At 64.0% G+C, this 16,015-nt stretch carries 14 protein-coding genes; 7 read left to right on the forward strand and 7 right to left on the reverse strand.

Going from position 1 to position 16,015, the window contains the following annotated elements; genetic code table 11:
- The first annotated feature begins 5 nt into the window (after positions 1-5).
- The gene (locus ACCD03_RS12250; protein WP_325650585.1) at positions 6-1,595 is read left to right on the forward strand and encodes a methyl-accepting chemotaxis protein; all 1,590 of its coding nucleotides are present in this window, start codon (positions 6-8) and stop codon (positions 1,593-1,595) included.
- Between the two features lie 21 nt (positions 1,596-1,616).
- On the opposite strand, the gene ACCD03_RS12255 is transcribed toward ACCD03_RS12250, so the two are convergent.
- Positions 1,617-5,168, reverse strand: a complete 3,552-nt coding sequence (locus tag ACCD03_RS12255) for an EAL domain-containing protein (RefSeq protein ID WP_325650587.1) — start codon at positions 5,166-5,168, stop codon at positions 1,617-1,619.
- Positions 5,169-5,856: 688 nt separating this feature from the next.
- Here ACCD03_RS12255 and ACCD03_RS12260 point away from each other — a divergent pair.
- The 4 genes from ACCD03_RS12260 (at position 5,857) to ACCD03_RS12275 (ending at position 8,806) form a co-directional block, all read left to right on the forward strand.
- The gene (locus ACCD03_RS12260) at positions 5,857-6,165 is read left to right on the forward strand and encodes a FeoA family protein (protein WP_045205397.1); all 309 of its coding nucleotides are present in this window, start codon (positions 5,857-5,859) and stop codon (positions 6,163-6,165) included.
- 46 nt (positions 6,166-6,211) lie between these two features.
- Complete coding sequence (feoB, locus tag ACCD03_RS12265) at positions 6,212-8,077, forward strand: ferrous iron transport protein B (RefSeq protein ID WP_045205398.1); 1,866 nt, start codon at positions 6,212-6,214, stop codon at positions 8,075-8,077.
- Positions 8,074-8,394, forward strand: a complete 321-nt coding sequence (locus tag ACCD03_RS12270) for a DUF6587 family protein (protein WP_316881483.1) — start codon at positions 8,074-8,076, stop codon at positions 8,392-8,394. Before feoB ends, ACCD03_RS12270 begins: the two co-directional genes overlap by 4 nt.
- Positions 8,395-8,500: 106 nt before the next feature.
- Entirely contained in the window at positions 8,501-8,806 is a 306-nt protein-coding gene (locus ACCD03_RS12275) for a hypothetical protein (RefSeq protein ID WP_004627974.1), read from the forward strand.
- Positions 8,807-8,816: 10 nt separating this feature from the next.
- Here ACCD03_RS12275 and ACCD03_RS12280 read toward each other — a convergent pair whose 3' ends face one another.
- The 3 genes from ACCD03_RS12280 to ACCD03_RS12290 all read right to left on the reverse strand — a co-directional run bounded on the left by ACCD03_RS12280 (position 8,817) and on the right by ACCD03_RS12290 (position 11,162).
- Entirely contained in the window at positions 8,817-9,068 is a 252-nt protein-coding gene (locus ACCD03_RS12280; RefSeq protein WP_325650594.1) for a hypothetical protein, read from the reverse strand.
- A gap of 96 nt (positions 9,069-9,164) precedes the next feature.
- The gene (fur, locus tag ACCD03_RS12285) at positions 9,165-9,620 is read right to left on the reverse strand and encodes a ferric iron uptake transcriptional regulator (protein ID WP_045205401.1); all 456 of its coding nucleotides are present in this window, start codon (positions 9,618-9,620) and stop codon (positions 9,165-9,167) included.
- Between the two features lie 663 nt (positions 9,621-10,283).
- A complete protein-coding gene (locus tag ACCD03_RS12290) occupies positions 10,284-11,162 on the reverse strand; it encodes an alpha/beta fold hydrolase (RefSeq protein ID WP_413411771.1) in 879 nt (292 codons plus the stop codon).
- A gap of 123 nt (positions 11,163-11,285) precedes the next feature.
- Here ACCD03_RS12290 and ACCD03_RS12295 point away from each other — a divergent pair, with 123 nt between their 5' ends.
- A complete protein-coding gene (locus ACCD03_RS12295; RefSeq protein WP_316672866.1) occupies positions 11,286-12,137 on the forward strand; it encodes a LysR substrate-binding domain-containing protein in 852 nt (283 codons plus the stop codon).
- A gap of 77 nt (positions 12,138-12,214) precedes the next feature.
- Here ACCD03_RS12295 and ACCD03_RS12300 read toward each other — a convergent pair whose 3' ends face one another.
- Positions 12,215-12,688 carry a nucleoside deaminase gene (locus ACCD03_RS12300; RefSeq protein WP_413411773.1) on the reverse strand — a complete coding sequence of 158 codons (474 nt, stop codon included), beginning with the start codon at positions 12,686-12,688 and terminating at the stop codon, positions 12,215-12,217.
- A gap of 94 nt (positions 12,689-12,782) precedes the next feature.
- Here ACCD03_RS12300 and ACCD03_RS12305 point away from each other — a divergent pair, with 94 nt between their 5' ends.
- On the forward strand, positions 12,783-13,670 hold the full coding sequence (locus ACCD03_RS12305; RefSeq protein ID WP_316672860.1) for a LysR family transcriptional regulator: 888 nt from the start codon (positions 12,783-12,785) through the stop codon (positions 13,668-13,670).
- An 82-nt stretch (positions 13,671-13,752) separates the two neighbouring features.
- Here the strand turns inward: ACCD03_RS12305 and ahpF are convergent, their stop codons facing one another.
- Together ahpF and ahpC are read right to left on the reverse strand one after the other, a co-directional pair.
- Positions 13,753-15,327, reverse strand: coding sequence for an alkyl hydroperoxide reductase subunit F (gene ahpF / locus ACCD03_RS12310; protein WP_012430076.1), 1,575 nt, complete (start codon positions 15,325-15,327; stop codon positions 13,753-13,755).
- Positions 15,328-15,451: 124 nt separating this feature from the next.
- Entirely contained in the window at positions 15,452-16,015 is a 564-nt protein-coding gene (ahpC, locus tag ACCD03_RS12315) for an alkyl hydroperoxide reductase subunit C (protein ID WP_024978277.1), read from the reverse strand.

Genomic DNA, 16,015 nt, shown 5'->3' on the forward strand with positions numbered 1-16,015 from the left:
CAACCATGCGCAAGAATCTGCCGGTCACCCAAGCCGAAACCGCCCTCAACCCGACGGACTACCTCATCTCCCGCACCGATCTCAAAGGCCGCATCGTCTTCGCCAACCCGGCGTTCGTGCGCATCAGCGGCTATTCGCAGGAGGAACTGGTGGGTGCGCCGCACAACCTCGTGCGCCACCCAGACATGCCTGAAGCCGCGTTCGCCGACTTGTGGGCCACGCTGCAAGCCGGCAAGCCGTGGCGCGGCTTCGTCAAGAACCGCCGCAAGGATGGCGGCTTCTATTGGGTGCTGGCCAACGTGACGCCGGTGTTTCAGAACAACTCGGTGGTCGGCTATACGTCCGTGCGTTCGATGGCCACGCCTGCTCAGATCGCGCGCGCGCAACGCGCCTACACCGCCATCAACGAAGGCGACACGTCGTACACCGTGCGCGCCGGCCGCATTCTGCGCACGGGCTGGCGGCGCGCCGCGAATCTGTTCCAGCTCGACAGCCTGCGTTTCAAGGTGATCGGTCTGCAAACACTGATTGCGTCGGCCATTCTGGTCGGTACGCTGTGGGCGCACATCGCCCTGGAAGCCGCCGATCTGCATGGCGCAGCGTGGCTCGTTTTCAGCCGTGATTGGCTGTGGCTCACGGGCGTGGGTTGCGCCGGGCTGGCGACGATGTCTGGCGTGCTGCTTGCACGCACGCTCATCCGTCCGCTGGAAGAAGCCGCCATGCTGGCCACGCGCCTGGCAGCCGGCGATCTGACCACCGTGGTTGAAGCCCGCTCCCACGACGAACTGGGCGAAGTCATGCGCGCCATGGCGACCATGCGCGCGAGCCTGTCGTCCATCGTGCGCGACATCCAGGACGGTGCCGCCAGCGTCGCGCACAGCACGCTGCAGATTTCGGCCGGCAACCACGACCTGTCTGCCCGCACGGAGCAGCAGGCTGCCGCGCTGGAAGAAACCGCATCGAGCATGGAGGAACTGACATCGATGGTCGCGCAGAATGCCGACCACGCCCGCGCCGCCAGCGCGCTTGCCGAGGAGGCCTCCACGATCGCGGCCGACGGCGGCCAAGTCGTGCAGCGCGTCGTGCACACCATGGACGCCATCCGCGCAGACAGCCAGCGCGTGACCGAGATCATCGCCACCATCGAGAGCATCGCGTTCCAGACCAATATCCTTGCGCTCAACGCGGCTGTGGAAGCCGCCCGCGCGGGCGAAGAAGGCCGTGGCTTTGCAGTCGTCGCTGGCGAGGTCCGCAGCCTCGCGCAACGCAGCGCACAGGCCGCCGCGCAGAGCAAGGAGATCATCCGCGCATCTGATCAGTCCGTGCGTGATGGCGTTGACCTCGTTCACAAGGCTGGCGCCACCATGACGCAGATCGTGCAGTCGGTGCAGACCGTCACGCAGCTCATGTCGGAAATCTCGGCCAGCTCGCGCGAGCAGAGCAGCGGCATTGCGCAGATCAACGCGTCGGTGTCGCAGCTCGATGGGGTCACGCAGCAGAACGCCACGCTGGTGGAAGAAGCGGCGGCGGCCACCTCGGTGCTGGCGCGCCAATCGGAAGATCTGAAGCACGCCATCGCGGTGTTCCGCGCGTAGCGCCGCAGCGGGTGCGGGGCCTTACAGCGTGAAGCGCGTGTCGCGTTCCAGCAGTGCCGTTACCGCCTCGGGCAACAGCGGCTCGCTAAAGTAATAGCCCTGCAGCACGTCGCATTGGTGCGACGTCAGGAAGGCCGACTGCGCGGCATCTTCCACACCTTCTGCGCACACCTTCACGCCCAGGTTGTGCGCGAGCACCACGACGGTCGTGCAGATGGCTGCATCGTTGGAATCGCGGTCGATGTCCTTGACGAACGCGCGATCGATCTTGATGAGATCGATTGGCAAGCGCTTCAGATAGGCCAGGCTCGAATAGCCCGTGCCGAAGTCGTCGATGGCAATGCGCACGCCAAGCTGCCGAATGGCAGTGAGGTCTTCGATGGTGCGCTCGGTGCCCTCCATCAGCATCGACTCGGTCACTTCTAGCTCAAGGAAGCCGGAGCCCAGGCCGTACTGACGCTGGAGCTTGAGCAACGTCGGCAGCACGGTGCCGCGCTTGAACTGCAACGGCGACACGTTCACCGCCAGCGTCAGGCCATCGGCCAGCCCGCGTTTGTGCCACTCGGCGTGCTGCTGCGCGGCCTCGGTCAAGACCCAATTGCCGATCTCGACAATCAGTCCGCTCTCTTCGGCCACCGGAATGAAAGCGGCCGGCGGCAACAACCCGCGCGTCGGATGAACCCAGCGGATCAACGCTTCCAGCCCGTACATGCGGCCCGTCTTGGTGTCAATCTGGGGCTGATACAGCAAGCGGAACTGGCCCTGCTCCAGCGCTGCCCGAATCTGGTGTTCCAGGTTCAGCCGGTACGACACGCCGACGTCCATCTCGGGCGCGAAGAATTCCAGGCGATTGCGGCCGTTCTGCTTTGCGTAGTACATCGCCATTTCGGCATGGCGGATAAGGCTATCGGCGTCTGCACCGTGCGCCGGGTATTCGGCCACGCCAATGCTCGCGGTCACAAACACCTCGTGCCCTTCCACGCGCACCGGCTCGGCAAACAGGTCGAAGCCGAAATCGACACCGCGCGAACCTGCGTGCGAGATCACCAGCGCAAACACATCGCCGCCAAAACGCGCCACGGTGTCCACCGTATCGGCCGCATCGCGCAGGCGCTCGGCCACACGGCGCAGCACCTCGTCGCCCAATAGGTGGCCAAGGCTGTCGTTGACGACCTTGAAGCGGTCAATGTTGACGAGCGCCACATAGAAGCGGCTGCGCTGGCGCGCGGCCATTTCCACTGCCTGCTGCACACGATCGGCCAGCAGCGTGCGGTTGGGCAGGCCCGTGAGCGGATCGATCGTGGCGTGCTGCGCCAGGCGCGTGCGCGTCATCTCTTGCTCGGTCACGTCGTCCTGAATGCCGACGTAATGCGTGACCGCGCCTTTGGCATCGCGCACCGGCGAGAGCAGGAAGTTGTTCAGGAACGCGTGGCCGTCCTTGCGGAAGTTGCGCAGCAGCACGCGGATCTCGCTTTCGTCGCGCAGGGCTGCACGCACTTCGTTGAGCGCAGGCTGCCCCGGCTCAGACGAGTGCAGGAAGCGTGCATTGCGGCCCAGCACTTCTTCTGCGCGATAGCCCGTCATGCGCTCAAAGCCCGGGTTCACATACACGATCGGAAGGTCGGGCTGCTGCGCGTCGGCCACGGTAATGCCGGACGGCACTGACTCGACCACGCGGCGCAGCAGCCGCAGTTGCTCGTCGGAATCGCGCCGCTCGGTGATGTCCTGCATGGTGCCGAACAGGGCGACAACCTCATCGCGGTCATTACGCTCGATATTGCCGCGCGAAAGCACCCAGCGGTGTTCGCCGTCGCGGCGGATCATCTCCAGGTCCAGCGCGTACGGTTCACCTTCCGTCACGGCGCGGCTGGCGGCCTCACGCAGGCGGTTATAGCTGTCGGCGGTAAAGAACTGCGCCTGCTGCGCAAAGGCCGGAGGCGCGCCCAGCGGCATGCCCGTCAACACATACATGCCTGACGACCACGTGGTCGAGTCGCGCAGCACGTCCCAACGCCAACTACCCAGGAGCGCAATCTGTTCGGCCACCCGCAGGTTCGCTTCGCTGCTGCGCAGCTCTTGTTCAATCGCCGAGCGCTGCGAAATGTCGGTCACCCCACCGACCACGCGCACGGCGCGGCCGTTCTGATCTCGATACAGGCTCGCGCGAATTTCCACCGTGCGCGTGGCGCGGTTGGCATCGATCACGCGGCAGACGTGCTGCCAGCTGTCGCGGTCCGAATTCAGTACGGCGCGCAGCTCCTTGGCGAAGGCATCGACGTCGTCTGGGTGTACGAATTGGTAGAAGGTGAGCGTACGCGAGGTGCCCCCGCCTGCGCCGTCGTCGTCGCCAGGGCTCAGCAGCGCATCGCTGCCTAGCAGCCGATGCAGGCTGGCGTTGGCCCAGGACTCGCCGGTGGCGATATCCCAGTCGAAGATCCAGTCGTTGGTGGCACGCGCCACGCGCTGAAAGCGCTCGGTCAGGCGGTGGACGGTGGCGTCGTGGCGCTGAATTGCGGCACGCATTTCGTTGAAGGTGCGCTCCAGCAGCGAGAGCTCATCGCGTGAGGTACCGTGCTCGGGCACGCGGGCAGAAAAATCACCCGTTGCGTAGCGGCGCGCCGCATCCACGAGCGCATCGATGCGCGGCATCACCATCCGCCGCAGCGCCATCTGGATCAGCGCCAGCAGCATCACGACCATCAGCAGGATGGCGCCGCCGCCGGCCAGCGTCACGTTGCGCTGCTGGCGAACGATATCGGTGGCATCCACACCGCGCACGATGCGCAAATGCCCGCCGGCCGCATGCGGCACCACCATGGCGGCGTAGGCGCGGCGCACGCCGTCTGTGTCGTCCACCAGCAGGGGTTCGCCAGGCTGCTGGTCCGCCTTTGCCAGCAGCGGCCCGCGCACGATGGCCGGCACTTGCTCGGCGGTCAAAGTGCCGTGGGTCGACAACACATTGCCCGCCTGGTCCACAAGATAGACCGGTGCTTCCGACACGCCCTCCATGGCTGCCGCAATCAACGCACTCTGCCGCACAGAGGCATAGGCGACGCCGCGAATGGCACCGTCGACACCGACCATGGGCCGCCCGGAAATGAGAACGGGCTCACGAGAGACCCGGCCCGTCGAGAACGACGACAGCACGGGCTTGCCGCTCTTCAACACTTCACGAACGTACGGCCGATCCGACACCGTGACGCCAAGTCGTGCCATATCGGGCGCGCATACCACCTTGCTATGCGCATCGATAAGGCCCAGCCCAGCCAGGTCGTTCTGGTTGTGCGCGACGCGGCTGACGAAGCGGCTGCATTCCTGTTCGTCCATCCGCAGGGCCGAATCATCGGCAAGCAGGACGGAAAGCAGCGCGTTGGCGTTGGAAAGCACCATGCCGACACGTGCAGCGGCGGCCTCGGTTTCGTGGGTCAGGTGCTGAGCAAGGTGATCGTTGAGCCGGTCACGGTAAAGCGCCACACCGGCAATCGCCACGAAGATGGCCGGCAAGGCGGCCACCGCGGCCAGGGCAAGCAAGCGGCCGCGCAGCGTGGTGGGAAAGAAAGCGTGCTTCGGCACTTGAATGACCGGTAGAGCCTATATGGAGAGCGAATGCACTCTGCGGTTGCACGATGCGCGGCTCAAGGACCATCCCCCCCGGCGCACGATGCAGTTGCGGCATCGTGCCGGCGGACGGCTGACGCAGTGCGCAAGCATTTTGCTTGCAATTCCTATCGCACGCAACTTGTGGATAGCCTGTACGTGACCGTGCCGCAAATCGGCATGGCAGGCGGCGTGAGAGGTGGTAGCGGTGTTGGCAAAGCGGTGCCCCAACCACCGTTGCCGCCATGCTGCTCAACAGCAAGGCGAGCTCGGGGTCACGTTGCCGGCAGCGTCTGGCGCGGGAGTCTGTGCGCGGCAAGCGCCCATAGAAAAAGCCACCGGATAGCGGTATCCGGTGGCTTCAAGAATACGCTTTGAACGGGGAAGTTCAGCGCAGTTGAAGGATAGGCAATGCTCCCCGTTCAGGCCAATACCCAGGATAGGGTAATTTGGGAAAAACCCTGCATGGGCAGCGGGTTTGGCCACCCTGCGCCTTTCGCGTGTGCCTTCTGCACAACGCCTGACTCCGTAACCACCCGTCCTCCGAAATATCCATCCCAGCGACCCGGTGCCGCAGCCCGTCACACGGGATGTTGCGTTATAATGAAAACGATTCGCATTTAGCCTCCCTGCTTGTACCACGCTACGTTAACGATCACGCACGATGCGGCTTTCCGAGCTTTCCCGCCGGGCGACGGCGGTGGTGGATCACGTTGAAGACCGTGAACCCGCCGATCCCATCAGCCAACGCCTGCGCGAACTCGGGTTCGTGACGGGCGAAGAGGTGCGCGTGGTGGCCGTCGGCCCGTTCGGCGGCGATCCGCTGGTCGTGCAGGTGGGCTTCACCCGCTTTGCACTGCGTCGCCAGGAGGCTGCCCGCGTGCGCGTGCGCGCCCAATCGGCAACGCAACCCGCCGCCGTCATCGCCGCTCCCGAGACGGCCCCGCCCGCCAAGGTGCGCGAGGCGGCATAGCCAGCCTCCCATTGCCGCCGCCTTCCGGCTCCGCTTATCCGGCTTCATGCAGATGCACGCTTCCTCCTCCTCCGCTTCCACACCCGCATTGCGCGTTGCCCTGGTCGGCAATCCCAACTGCGGCAAGACCGCGCTGTTCAACCTGCTGACGGGCAGCCGCCAGAAGGTCGCCAACTATGCGGGCGTGACGGTCGAGCGCAAGGAAGGCCGCTTTACCTCGCCGTCGGGCCGGCATGTGCAGATTCTGGATCTGCCGGGCGCCTACAGCCTGATCGCCACCAGCCCCGACGAAGCCATTACACGCGATATCTGCCTTGGCACGTTCCGCGGTGAGTCACGCCCCGATTTGCTGATCTGCGTGGTCGACGCCACAAACCTGCGGCTGCACCTGCGCTTCGTGCTGGAGCTGCAACGCCTGGGCCTGCCGATGGTACTGGCGCTGAACATGGTGGATGCGGCCGAGCGGCGCGGCATCCGCATCGACCGTGCCAAGCTGGAAACCGCCCTGGGCGTGCCGGTGGTGCAAACCGTGGCCATCAAGCGCAACGGCGCAGCCGAGCTCGTGGCGCATATCGATCACGAACAACTCCCGGCTGTGCCGGTTGGGCTGCCGGCCGACGCCGATCCGCACGTCGAGGTGAAGCGCCTGCTCGATTCCGCCGTGACCATGCCGCGCAGCACGGCCGAGCTGGACGACCGGCTCGACCGCATCGTGCTGCACCCGGTACTGGGCCTGATGCTGCTGGCCGTGCTGATGTTCCTGATGTTCCAGGCAGTGTTCTCGTGGGCGCAGCCGCTCATGGACGGCATCCAGGCCGCTGTGGAGGCCGTGGGCGTGTGGGTCGGCAATGTCATGCCTGACGGCATGCTCAAAAGCCTGTTGGTGAACGGCATCATTGCCGGCACGGGCAGCGTGCTGGTGTTCCTGCCCCAGATCCTGATCCTGTTCCTCTTCATCCTCTCGCTGGAAGAGTCAGGCTATCTGCCACGCGCAGCCTTCCTGCTCGACCGGTTGATGGCGGGCGCCGGGCTCTCCGGACGCTCCTTCATTCCGCTGCTGTCGAGCTTTGCGTGCGCAATCCCCGGCGTGATGGCCACGCGCACCATTCAGGACCCGCGCGACCGGCTCGTGACGATTCTTGTCGCACCGCTGATGACATGCTCGGCACGGCTGCCGGTGTATGCGCTGCTGATCGGCGCATTCATCCCGGTACGGCAGGTGTGGGGCCTGTTCAATCTGCAGGGACTGGTGCTGTTCGGGCTGTACATGGCGGGCATCGTGTCGGCGCTGGTCGTGGCGTACGTGCTCAAGTATCTGAAGCGCGATCGCAATGAGCACCCCCTCATTCTCGAACTGCCGTCGTATCGCCTGCCCAGCGCGCGCAACCTGATCGTCGGCCTGATCGAACGTGCACGCATTTTCTTGCGCCGCATCGGCACGGTCATCCTGAAGATGATGGTGGTGCTGTGGTTCCTCTCGACGTTCCCCTCGCCGCCGGCCAACGCCACGCTGCCGGCCATCGATTACAGCTTTGCGGGGATGATCGGCCGCGCGCTCGAAGTCGTGTTCGCGCCGATCGGCTTCACGTGGCAGATGTGTATTGCGCTGATTCCCGGCATGGCTGCACGTGAAGTGGCCGTGGGCGCGTTGGCGACGGTGTACTCGCTGTCGGCCACGCATGAAGACGCGGCTGCGCAGCTGGCGCCAATCATCTCCCAGCAATGGTCGCTGGCCACGGCCCTGGCCTTCCTGGCGTGGTACGTCTACGCGCCCCAGTGCATCTCGACGCTGGCCACCATCCGCCGCGAGACCAACTCGTGGAAGGTCATGGCGGGCACCGCCGGTTACCTCTTCGCGCTGGCCTACTTGGCCGCGTTCGCCACCTACCAGATCGCACGGGTGCTGACATGAGCGTGTACCACGTTGTCGAAACCGGCGTTGTCGCCACAGTCGTGGCGCTGAGCGCCTTGTCGCTGACCGGCCGCTATGCGCCGGCAATGCGTGCCCGCACGGCCGCACGCGTGGCGGGCTGGTGTGATCGACCGTCGCGGCCGGGCTGGATGCGCGCCTTCGGGCAGCGGTTGCTCACGCCGGGTGAGTCGCCTTCGTGCCACTCCGATCCGCTTTCGGGCAGCGCATGCGGCAGCGGTTGCAGCGGTTGCGCATCGGGCGAATCGTCATCATCCGCGGCGGTTGAACAGCCGATCCACTTCGTGCGGCGCAAATAACGGCCGACGCAACGTCACAACACCGACGGGCTCGCTTAACGCGGGCCCGTTTTGTTTTTGTCCAGCGCAGGCGTAGACTGGTTCAAACCTGAACGGGGGACGCGTCATGACCGAAGAATTGCTGGTCCAGTTGATTGCGGAAGTCGAGAAGGAAGACCCGGTGGATTTCGCCAACCTGCCCTTTGACGAGCAGATGTTGCGCGACCTGGTCTGCAAGCTGGTGTCGCGCCAGCTGACGCAAATGGAAAATGCCCATTTCAGCCAGGATGAGGTGATCGTGTCGCTCACGGCGAGCATCGCCAAGCTGGTCCTCGAAAACCTCGTGCTGAATGCGCGCCTGCTGGCACAACAGGGGCACGGTGAAAGCGCACGCGCGCTGCTGGAACGGATCTCTCGCCAGGCGAAGGGATAAGCGGCGCAGGTTACTGGGCCGGCACCACGTTGTACTGCGTGCGAGCGCGCGTCAGTAGGCGCTTGGCGACGGACAGACCGCGAATGGCAGCGGCATCGTCTTCGACCGGAAAATCAAACTCGGCGCTCCAATTGCAGCCGGTGTGATCGGGGCGGTGAATGCACATGGCGCGCAGTTCGCACTGTGCGCATTCCGGATGTTGCTGGACGCAGCGGGCCAGCAAGATCTTGAGTTCATGTTCGGACTTCAGACGGCGTTGCATCGGCATCTCCTGAATAACAGGGAGTTGGAACACCGAGCGCGCAGTGAGTTTCGCCATGATTCCGCCGATACTGTTTCAGCAAGTTACCGGATCACATCACGCGTTCAACCCAATCGCGCCGGACACCCCCGCACCAGCCTGACACGCGGGGCATACGCCGTAGAGCGCCAGCGCGTGATCGCGCAGCACAAAGCCGCGCTCGTTGGCCACACGCTCCTGCCGCGACTCGATGGCGTCGTCGTGAAACTCTTCCACGCGGCCGCACGACAAGCAGATCAGGTGATCGTGGTGTGCGCCCTCGTCTAGCTCATACACCGCATGGCCGGCCTCGAACGTATGGCGCAACAGCACGCCGGCATCGACCAACTGATTGAGCACGCGGTAGACCGTTGAGATGCCGATGTCGAGTTCCGACGTGAGCAACTGGCGATACACATCTTCTGCGCTCAGGTGGCGGCCGTGTTCCGTACCGGCGGTGAGGATTTCCAGAATCTTGACGCGCGGCGACGTGGCTTTGAGCCCCGCCCGGTGCAGGTCGGTCGAGTTTGGCATGGCGTTTGTTGGGCGAGATTTGGGTACGGCAGGCGGGGTATTGCAGCGGGAGAGAACCGGAAACGACAAGGCCGCAAGCATGCAGGCCGGGGCGACAAGTTCCCCAAAAAAAAAACGGCATGGCTGGCAGCCCGGAAAAGTCGCAGTCGGGAAAGCGGGGTCTGAGTGCTTTCCCGACTGTCGGGCGGCTTGCTACTGCCAAACGCTCTGTGTGTCAGAGCGGTCCCCACAAAAGATCGAGTGCCGGGCGCTGCCCATGGAATAGCGAGCGCACGCAGCGAAATTCGGTTCGATGCGCCGCTCTGAGGGATATGCCCTAAGGGGCGGATCCATCGGCTGCAGCGCCGTCGATGGACACACTATAAATGCGAATGATTCGCATTACAAGCGTTTTCTTTGCGATCTTTTGAAGACCCCGATCCGAGCGCGGCTTTCTCGACGCCGCAGGCGGCATCACACCGGCGCGATAGCGCGGGCGTAGCCGTCTGCCCCCTCAATGCTGACGGTCTGATGACGCATCAAGCGTCCGCTACGGTCTTTTCACTGCCGGCGTACGCATCGATCTGGCTACGAGTTAGCAGATTGGCTTGCTGCTGATCATATTGGTTGCACACAAAGGGGCCTGCGTGGACGTCGTCGGCGTGTGCTTCGGACTGCTGATGGCTACGTATGGGGCGACCAGGCAGCCAATTGACTAAGCGCCCGGTTGAACGCGCCCGGGTTGGCGATGTTCATGCCATGCGAGGCGCCGGCGATGGTTTGACGTTCAGCCTGCGGAATCCACGCATGGAGTTTGTCGACGGTGTTTCGGAACATGCGCGGGCTCTTTTGCCCGTCGATCAGCAACGTACGGCACTGCATTTCGCTGGCCGCCTCAGGCGTATAGGCGGGTAGTGGATCACGCAGCTGCTTGGGCAGCGTAAGCGCGTTGTCCAGCGCCATCCTGCGAAAGCTCTGCGTGCTCATGCTCCAGAAGCCGGGCATGGTGACCGAGTCCACAAACAGGTTCAGGCCGGCGTCAAATTCACCCTGTCCGATCAGGTCGGCAGCTTGCGCTCTCAATGCCTGGACCGCGGGCGGCAAGGCGCCGGTCGCTGCTTGCGGCGTTGCCTGCAACGGCCCGCCCGGATCGGCCAGCGTGAGCGTCTTTACCAGGTGCGGGTACTGCCGCGCCAGATGAAACGCAACGCAACCGCCGCGCGAATGGCCAACCAGGTGCACCGGGCCCAGCCCGAGCGCCTCGATGAACTCTGCCATCTCAACGACGTGCGCTTCCCAGCTGAAATCGCCGTGCCCGAATGCGTGGGTTTCCGGCCAATAGTGGCCCAGGCTCGGCGCGAAGCAGCGGAACTGCTTTGACAGCGCGGCAAGCTGCGGATCCCAATAGCGGTAATCGCACAACGACCCGTGGACAAAGACCATCGGCTCGCCGCTTCCCGCTTCTACGTAGGGCACCGAGGTGCCCGAGGCGGTGGCAGCAAAAGCGGGTTGTGGCCATATACCGGCAAGAGCCAGCGTCGTCAGGGGCGTTCGCGCATTCATTGTTGAAACTCCGTTTTCCCGAGACTTTGCTGCACTGCGATTGAAAAGAAAATCGCATAATATTGATGGAATCTTTCAGTTTTTCTGATACATCCACGCAAGCGAGCGCGCATGAGTACCGAGATGAAAGCCCTGGACGTCGACGTTCTCACCATGATCGTCGCCGTTGCCGACACAGGCACGATCAGCCGGGCGGCAGATCTCGTGCACCGCTCGCAATCGGCCGTGAGCATGCAGATCAAGACGCTGGAATCGGCGCTCGGAAAGGCGCTGTTCGTGCGCAAGCCGCGTAGCGTGATACCAACACAAGACGGCGAGGTGCTGCTGGCGTATGCGCGCCGGATCATTGCGCTGCGTGATGAAGCCTGGGCAGCGGTCGTGCGGCCGGACGTGACGGGCCGCGTGGTGATCGGTGTGCCGGACGACTACGCGTCGTCGCTGTTCCCACCGATTCTCAAGAAATTCTCGGCCAGCTATCCGAAGGTCGAGATCCAGGTGATCGGCTTGCCCAGCGTGGCGTTGGCGCCAATGTTGCGTGATGGCACGGTGGACCTCGTCTGCGCCACGCGCGTCAAAGGGCTGACCGGCGAATTTTTGCGGCACGAACCAATGGTGTGGGCAGCAGGCCCGGGGGCCACGGAAATCTGGCGTGAACGGCCATTGCCCATTGCGGTGTTTCTGCCCGGCAGCGTCGCGCGGGAAAAAGCGATCCGCAGTCTCGAGCGCGCAAAGATCGCCTACCGGACATCGTATGAAAGCCCGAGCCTGCTGGGCTTGCTGACGATGGCCCGCGCGGGCCTCGCCGTCACCCCATTGGCGCGATGTGCCGTGCCCTCCGACTTTACGTTGCTCGGAGCCACGCACGGCCTGCCGGAGATCGGTACGTTGGAGATCGTCTTGGCGCGTAGTGTCACTTCCAACCGACAACCCTGCGATTTCCTCGCCGAGCGAATTGTCGCCGAGCTAAATGCGTGAGCCCGCTTCGATAACCTTCGCTTGACTGATCGGGAAATCACCCGCTTTTGAAACAACGGCGGCTAGTTCGTTGAATCTCAGGGCGCAGGTTCAGCCCGAGCGCGACGGGCCTGCCAAGCTTCGTAAAGGCCCTGCTCGCCCGTCGGCCTGGACGGATGCAGTTGCAGTTCACCGTCCGCCGGTGCGCGACGCATTTCGGCATACAGGGCGGCGGTCGACATACCGAAAGGCTCGCCATCTTCGTTCGAATACGCGAAGTACGCCGCGCGAATGCCGCAGCGGTGCATCGCCGCAAAACACATCGGACACGGATGGCCGCTGGCGTACATCACCGCACCGCGCAAGTCGGGCGTGGCCAGCGCCTGGCTTGCTTGGCGGATGGCCTGCATTTCGGCATGCGCTGTGGGGTCGTTGGTGGTGTGCACCTCGTTGACGGCACGCGCGACGATCTTGCCGTCGTGCACCAGCACCGCTCCAAACGGCAGGCCACCGGCGTTGACGTTACCGCGCGCAAGCTCCACCGCCTCACACATGAACTGCTCATCGGACATCGGGTTCTCCGCAAACGAAATTGCGGGTCGATTATGGTTGTGCCCCTAAACATGTTCAAATTAAATAGTGGAGTGATGTTCAGTGGGTTTTTAAATGATTGATCTTGTCTTGCTGCGCAGCTTTGTCACGGTGGTCGATACGGGCAACTTCACACGCGCGGCCGAGCATCTGCACCTGACGCAATCGACCGTCAGCCAGCAGATCCTCCGGCTCGAGCAGCAGTTGGACTGCCGCCTGCTCGACCGCAGCCAGCGCCAGGTGTTGCCGACGGAGGAAGGCGATCGCCTGCTTGGCTACGCCCGCCGTTTGCTACGCCTGGCCAACGAAGCCAGCGAGGCGCTCAGCCCTGAACACACCGGCGGCGTACTGCGCCTGGGCGTGCCGGAAGACCTTGGCAGCGGCGCGCTGATGCCGCTCATCGCCAGCTTCGCGCGCGAGCGCCCGCGGCTGCGCCTGGAGGTGGAAAGCGGCCTCTCCCACCACCTGCTGCGCCTTTACCGCAACGGCGATCTCGACATGCTGCTCGTCAAGCAATGGGGCACCGATAGCGATTGCCATGCGCGCTGGGCTGAGCCGGTTTGCTGGATCGACAGCGCCGAGCGGCCGCACACGCTGCCGCTCGGGCCATCGCAACCTGCGGTGCCGCTGGTGGTGTTTCCGGTGGGCGCGCTGTATCGGCAGGAGATGCTGCACGCGCTGGAATCGATCGGCCAGCCTTGGCGTATCACGTATTCAAGCCCGAGCCTGGCGAGCCTGTGCGCGGCTGTCAGCGCGGGGTTGGGCGTGAGCCTGCTGCCAGCCAGCACTGTGCAGGCCGGTCATCGCGTGGTCGGCGCTGCCGATGGTTTTCCGGAGATTGGCGGGCTCGAGCTTGCGCTTTTTGCGCGCCCCGACCTCGACAGCGCGGGGCGCGCGTTGCGCGATCGCCTTGTCGACATGTGCTCCGCGCGCGCGCAAGCGCTGCAGTCCGCCGCCGGCTGAGCACCAAAGCGCCAAAGAAAAAAGCCGGACCCGCTGATCGCGAAGTCCGGCTTTGTACGGCTGGGTTCAGCCTGTTTCAGCTTCAGGCAGCTTCGGCCAGCGGCACGCGGATCAGATGATCGAACGCGGACAGTGCGGCCTTCGCGCCATCGCCGGTGGCGATGATGATCTGCTTGTACGGCGTCGTGGTCGCATCGCCTGCCGCAAACACACCTTCCGCACTGGTCTGGCCACGCGCATCGACGACGATCTCGCCAAAGCGGTTGCGCTCGAGCGCGCCATCCAGCCATTCGGTGTTGGGCACCAGGCCGATCTGCACGAACACGCCTTCGAGCGCGACAGTGTGCTCAACGCCATCCACGCGGCTCTTGTAGCGCAAGCCATTGACCTTCTGGCCGTCACCGGTGATCTCGGTGGTCTGCGCATTGGTCACGATGGTCGCATTCGGCAGGCTTTGCAGCTTGCGCACCAGCACGGCATCGGCCTTCAGCTCGCTAGCGAATTCCAGCAGCGTGACGTGGCTCACGAGGCCGGCCAGGTCGATGGCCGCTTCCACGCCGGAGTTGCCGCCGCCGATCACGGCCACGCGCTTGCCCTTGAACAGCGGGCCATCGCAGTGCGGGCAATACGCCACGCCCTTGTTCTTGTATTCCTGCTCGCCCGGCACGTTCACATTGCGCCAGCGCGCGCCGGTCGACAGGATGACCGAGCGACCCTTGAGCACTGCGCCATTCGCCAGCGTTACCTCGGCAAAGCCACCCGGCTTGTCCGCCGGCGTGAGCTTGACCGCGCGCTGCGTGTTCATGATGTCGACGTCGTATTGGCGCACGTGCTGCTCCAGCGCGGCGGCAAACTTCGGCCCTTCGGTCTCCTGCACGGAGATGAAGTTTTCAATGCCCAGCGTGTCGAGCACCTGGCCGCCAAAACGCTCGGCCACCACGCCCGTGCGCACGCCCTTGCGCGCCGCGTACACCGCAGCCGCCGCACCCGCTGGGCCACCGCCGACGATCAGCACGTCAAACGCTTCCTTGGCGGCAAGCTTTTCAGCATCACGCGCGGCAGCGCCGGTGTCGATCTTGGCGAGAATTTCTTCCACGCCCATGCGGCCAGTGCCGAAGGTCTCACCGTTCAGGAACACGGTCGGCACGGCCATGATCTGGCGCGCTTCGATTTCGCCCTGATACAGCGCTCCGTCAATGGCGACGTGCTGAATACGCGGGTTGATCACGGACATCACGTTCAGCGCCTGGACCACATCCGGGCAGTTCTGGCACGTGAGCGACATGTAGGTCTCGAAGCGGAAATCCCCTTCGATATTGCGAATCTGTTCGATGACGTCAGCTTCGAGCTTGGGCGCATAGCCGCCCACTTGCAGCAGCGCCAGCACGAGCGAGGTGAACTCGTGACCGGTCGGGATGGCGGCAAAACGCACGCTCACATCCGCGCCGGTGCGGCGGATCAGGAACGACGGCGCACGTTCGGCGGCGTCGCGTTGTTCGGTCAGCACGATCATGCTGGACTGCTCGGCCACGTCGCGCAGCAGGTCCATCATGTCGCGGGAGCCCTCGCTGTCATCGACGTTGGCGACCAGCTCAATGGGCTGCACGAGGCGTTCGAGGTAGGCCTTCAGTTGGGCCTTGACATCAGCATCCAGCATGACGACTTCCTTTATTCGTTTTGATTCAGTCACAGGGCGCGGCACATGCCTGCGCCCTTAAGCAAACGGCCGGCAGAGCCGGCCGTTTTTTCCGCTGCATTTCTGCAGCAACAGCCTTTACAACTTAGATCTTGCCGACCAGGTCGAGCGACGGCTTGATCGTCTTGGCGCCTTCGTTCCACTTGGCCGGGCACACGTTGCCCGGGTTGTTGGCGACGAACTGGGCAGCCTTGAGCTTGCGCAGCGTTTCCTTCACATCACGGGCGATGGCGTTGTCGTGCACTTCCATCGTCTTGATCACGCCTTGCGGGTCGATCACGAACGTGCCGCGCAGTGCCAGGCCTTCTTCCGGAATGTGCACGCCGAAGGCGTTGGTCAGTTGGTGCGTCGGGTCACCCACCAGCGGGAACTGTGCCTTGCCCACGGCCGGCGACGTTTCGTGCCACACCTTGTGCGAGAAATGCGTGTCGGTCGTGACGATGTAGACCTCAGCGCCAGCCTTCTGGAATTCAGCGTAGTTGTCCGCTGCGTCTTCCACTTCGGTCGGGCAGTTGAAGGTGAATGCGGCCGGCATGAAGATCAGCACGGACCACTTGCCCTTGAGCGACTCATCCGTGACTTCGATGAACTTGCCGTTGTGGAACGCTTGGGCCTTGAACGGTTGGACTTGAGTATTGATCAGCGACAT

Origin of the sequence: Ralstonia sp. Ralssp135, assembly GCF_047304345.1 — a bacterium.
Lineage (GTDB): Bacteria > Pseudomonadota > Gammaproteobacteria > Burkholderiales > Burkholderiaceae > Ralstonia > Ralstonia chuxiongensis.

Coding starts and splice junctions, on each gene's coding strand:
- ACCD03_RS12250 (WP_325650585.1), top strand. CDS start 6: ATGCGCAAGAATCTGCCGGTCACCCAAGCCGAAACCGCCCTCAACCCG.
- ACCD03_RS12260 (WP_045205397.1), top strand. CDS start 5,857: ATGCGGCTTTCCGAGCTTTCCCGCCGGGCGACGGCGGTGGTGGATCAC.
- ahpF (WP_012430076.1), bottom strand. CDS start 15,327: ATGCTGGATGCTGATGTCAAGGCCCAACTGAAGGCCTACCTCGAACGC.
- ACCD03_RS12290 (WP_413411771.1), bottom strand. CDS start 11,162: ATGAATGCGCGAACGCCCCTGACGACGCTGGCTCTTGCCGGTATATGG.
- feoB (WP_045205398.1), top strand. CDS start 6,212: ATGCAGATGCACGCTTCCTCCTCCTCCGCTTCCACACCCGCATTGCGC.
- ahpC (WP_024978277.1), bottom strand. CDS start 16,015: ATGTCGCTGATCAATACTCAAGTCCAACCGTTCAAGGCCCAAGCGTTC.
- ACCD03_RS12295 (WP_316672866.1), top strand. CDS start 11,286: ATGAAAGCCCTGGACGTCGACGTTCTCACCATGATCGTCGCCGTTGCC.
- ACCD03_RS12305 (WP_316672860.1), top strand. CDS start 12,783: ATGATTGATCTTGTCTTGCTGCGCAGCTTTGTCACGGTGGTCGATACG.
- ACCD03_RS12275 (WP_004627974.1), top strand. CDS start 8,501: ATGACCGAAGAATTGCTGGTCCAGTTGATTGCGGAAGTCGAGAAGGAA.
- ACCD03_RS12280 (WP_325650594.1), bottom strand. CDS start 9,068: ATGCAACGCCGTCTGAAGTCCGAACATGAACTCAAGATCTTGCTGGCC.
- ACCD03_RS12270 (WP_316881483.1), top strand. CDS start 8,074: ATGAGCGTGTACCACGTTGTCGAAACCGGCGTTGTCGCCACAGTCGTG.
- fur (WP_045205401.1), bottom strand. CDS start 9,620: ATGCCAAACTCGACCGACCTGCACCGGGCGGGGCTCAAAGCCACGTCG.
- ACCD03_RS12300 (WP_413411773.1), bottom strand. CDS start 12,688: ATGTCCGATGAGCAGTTCATGTGTGAGGCGGTGGAGCTTGCGCGCGGT.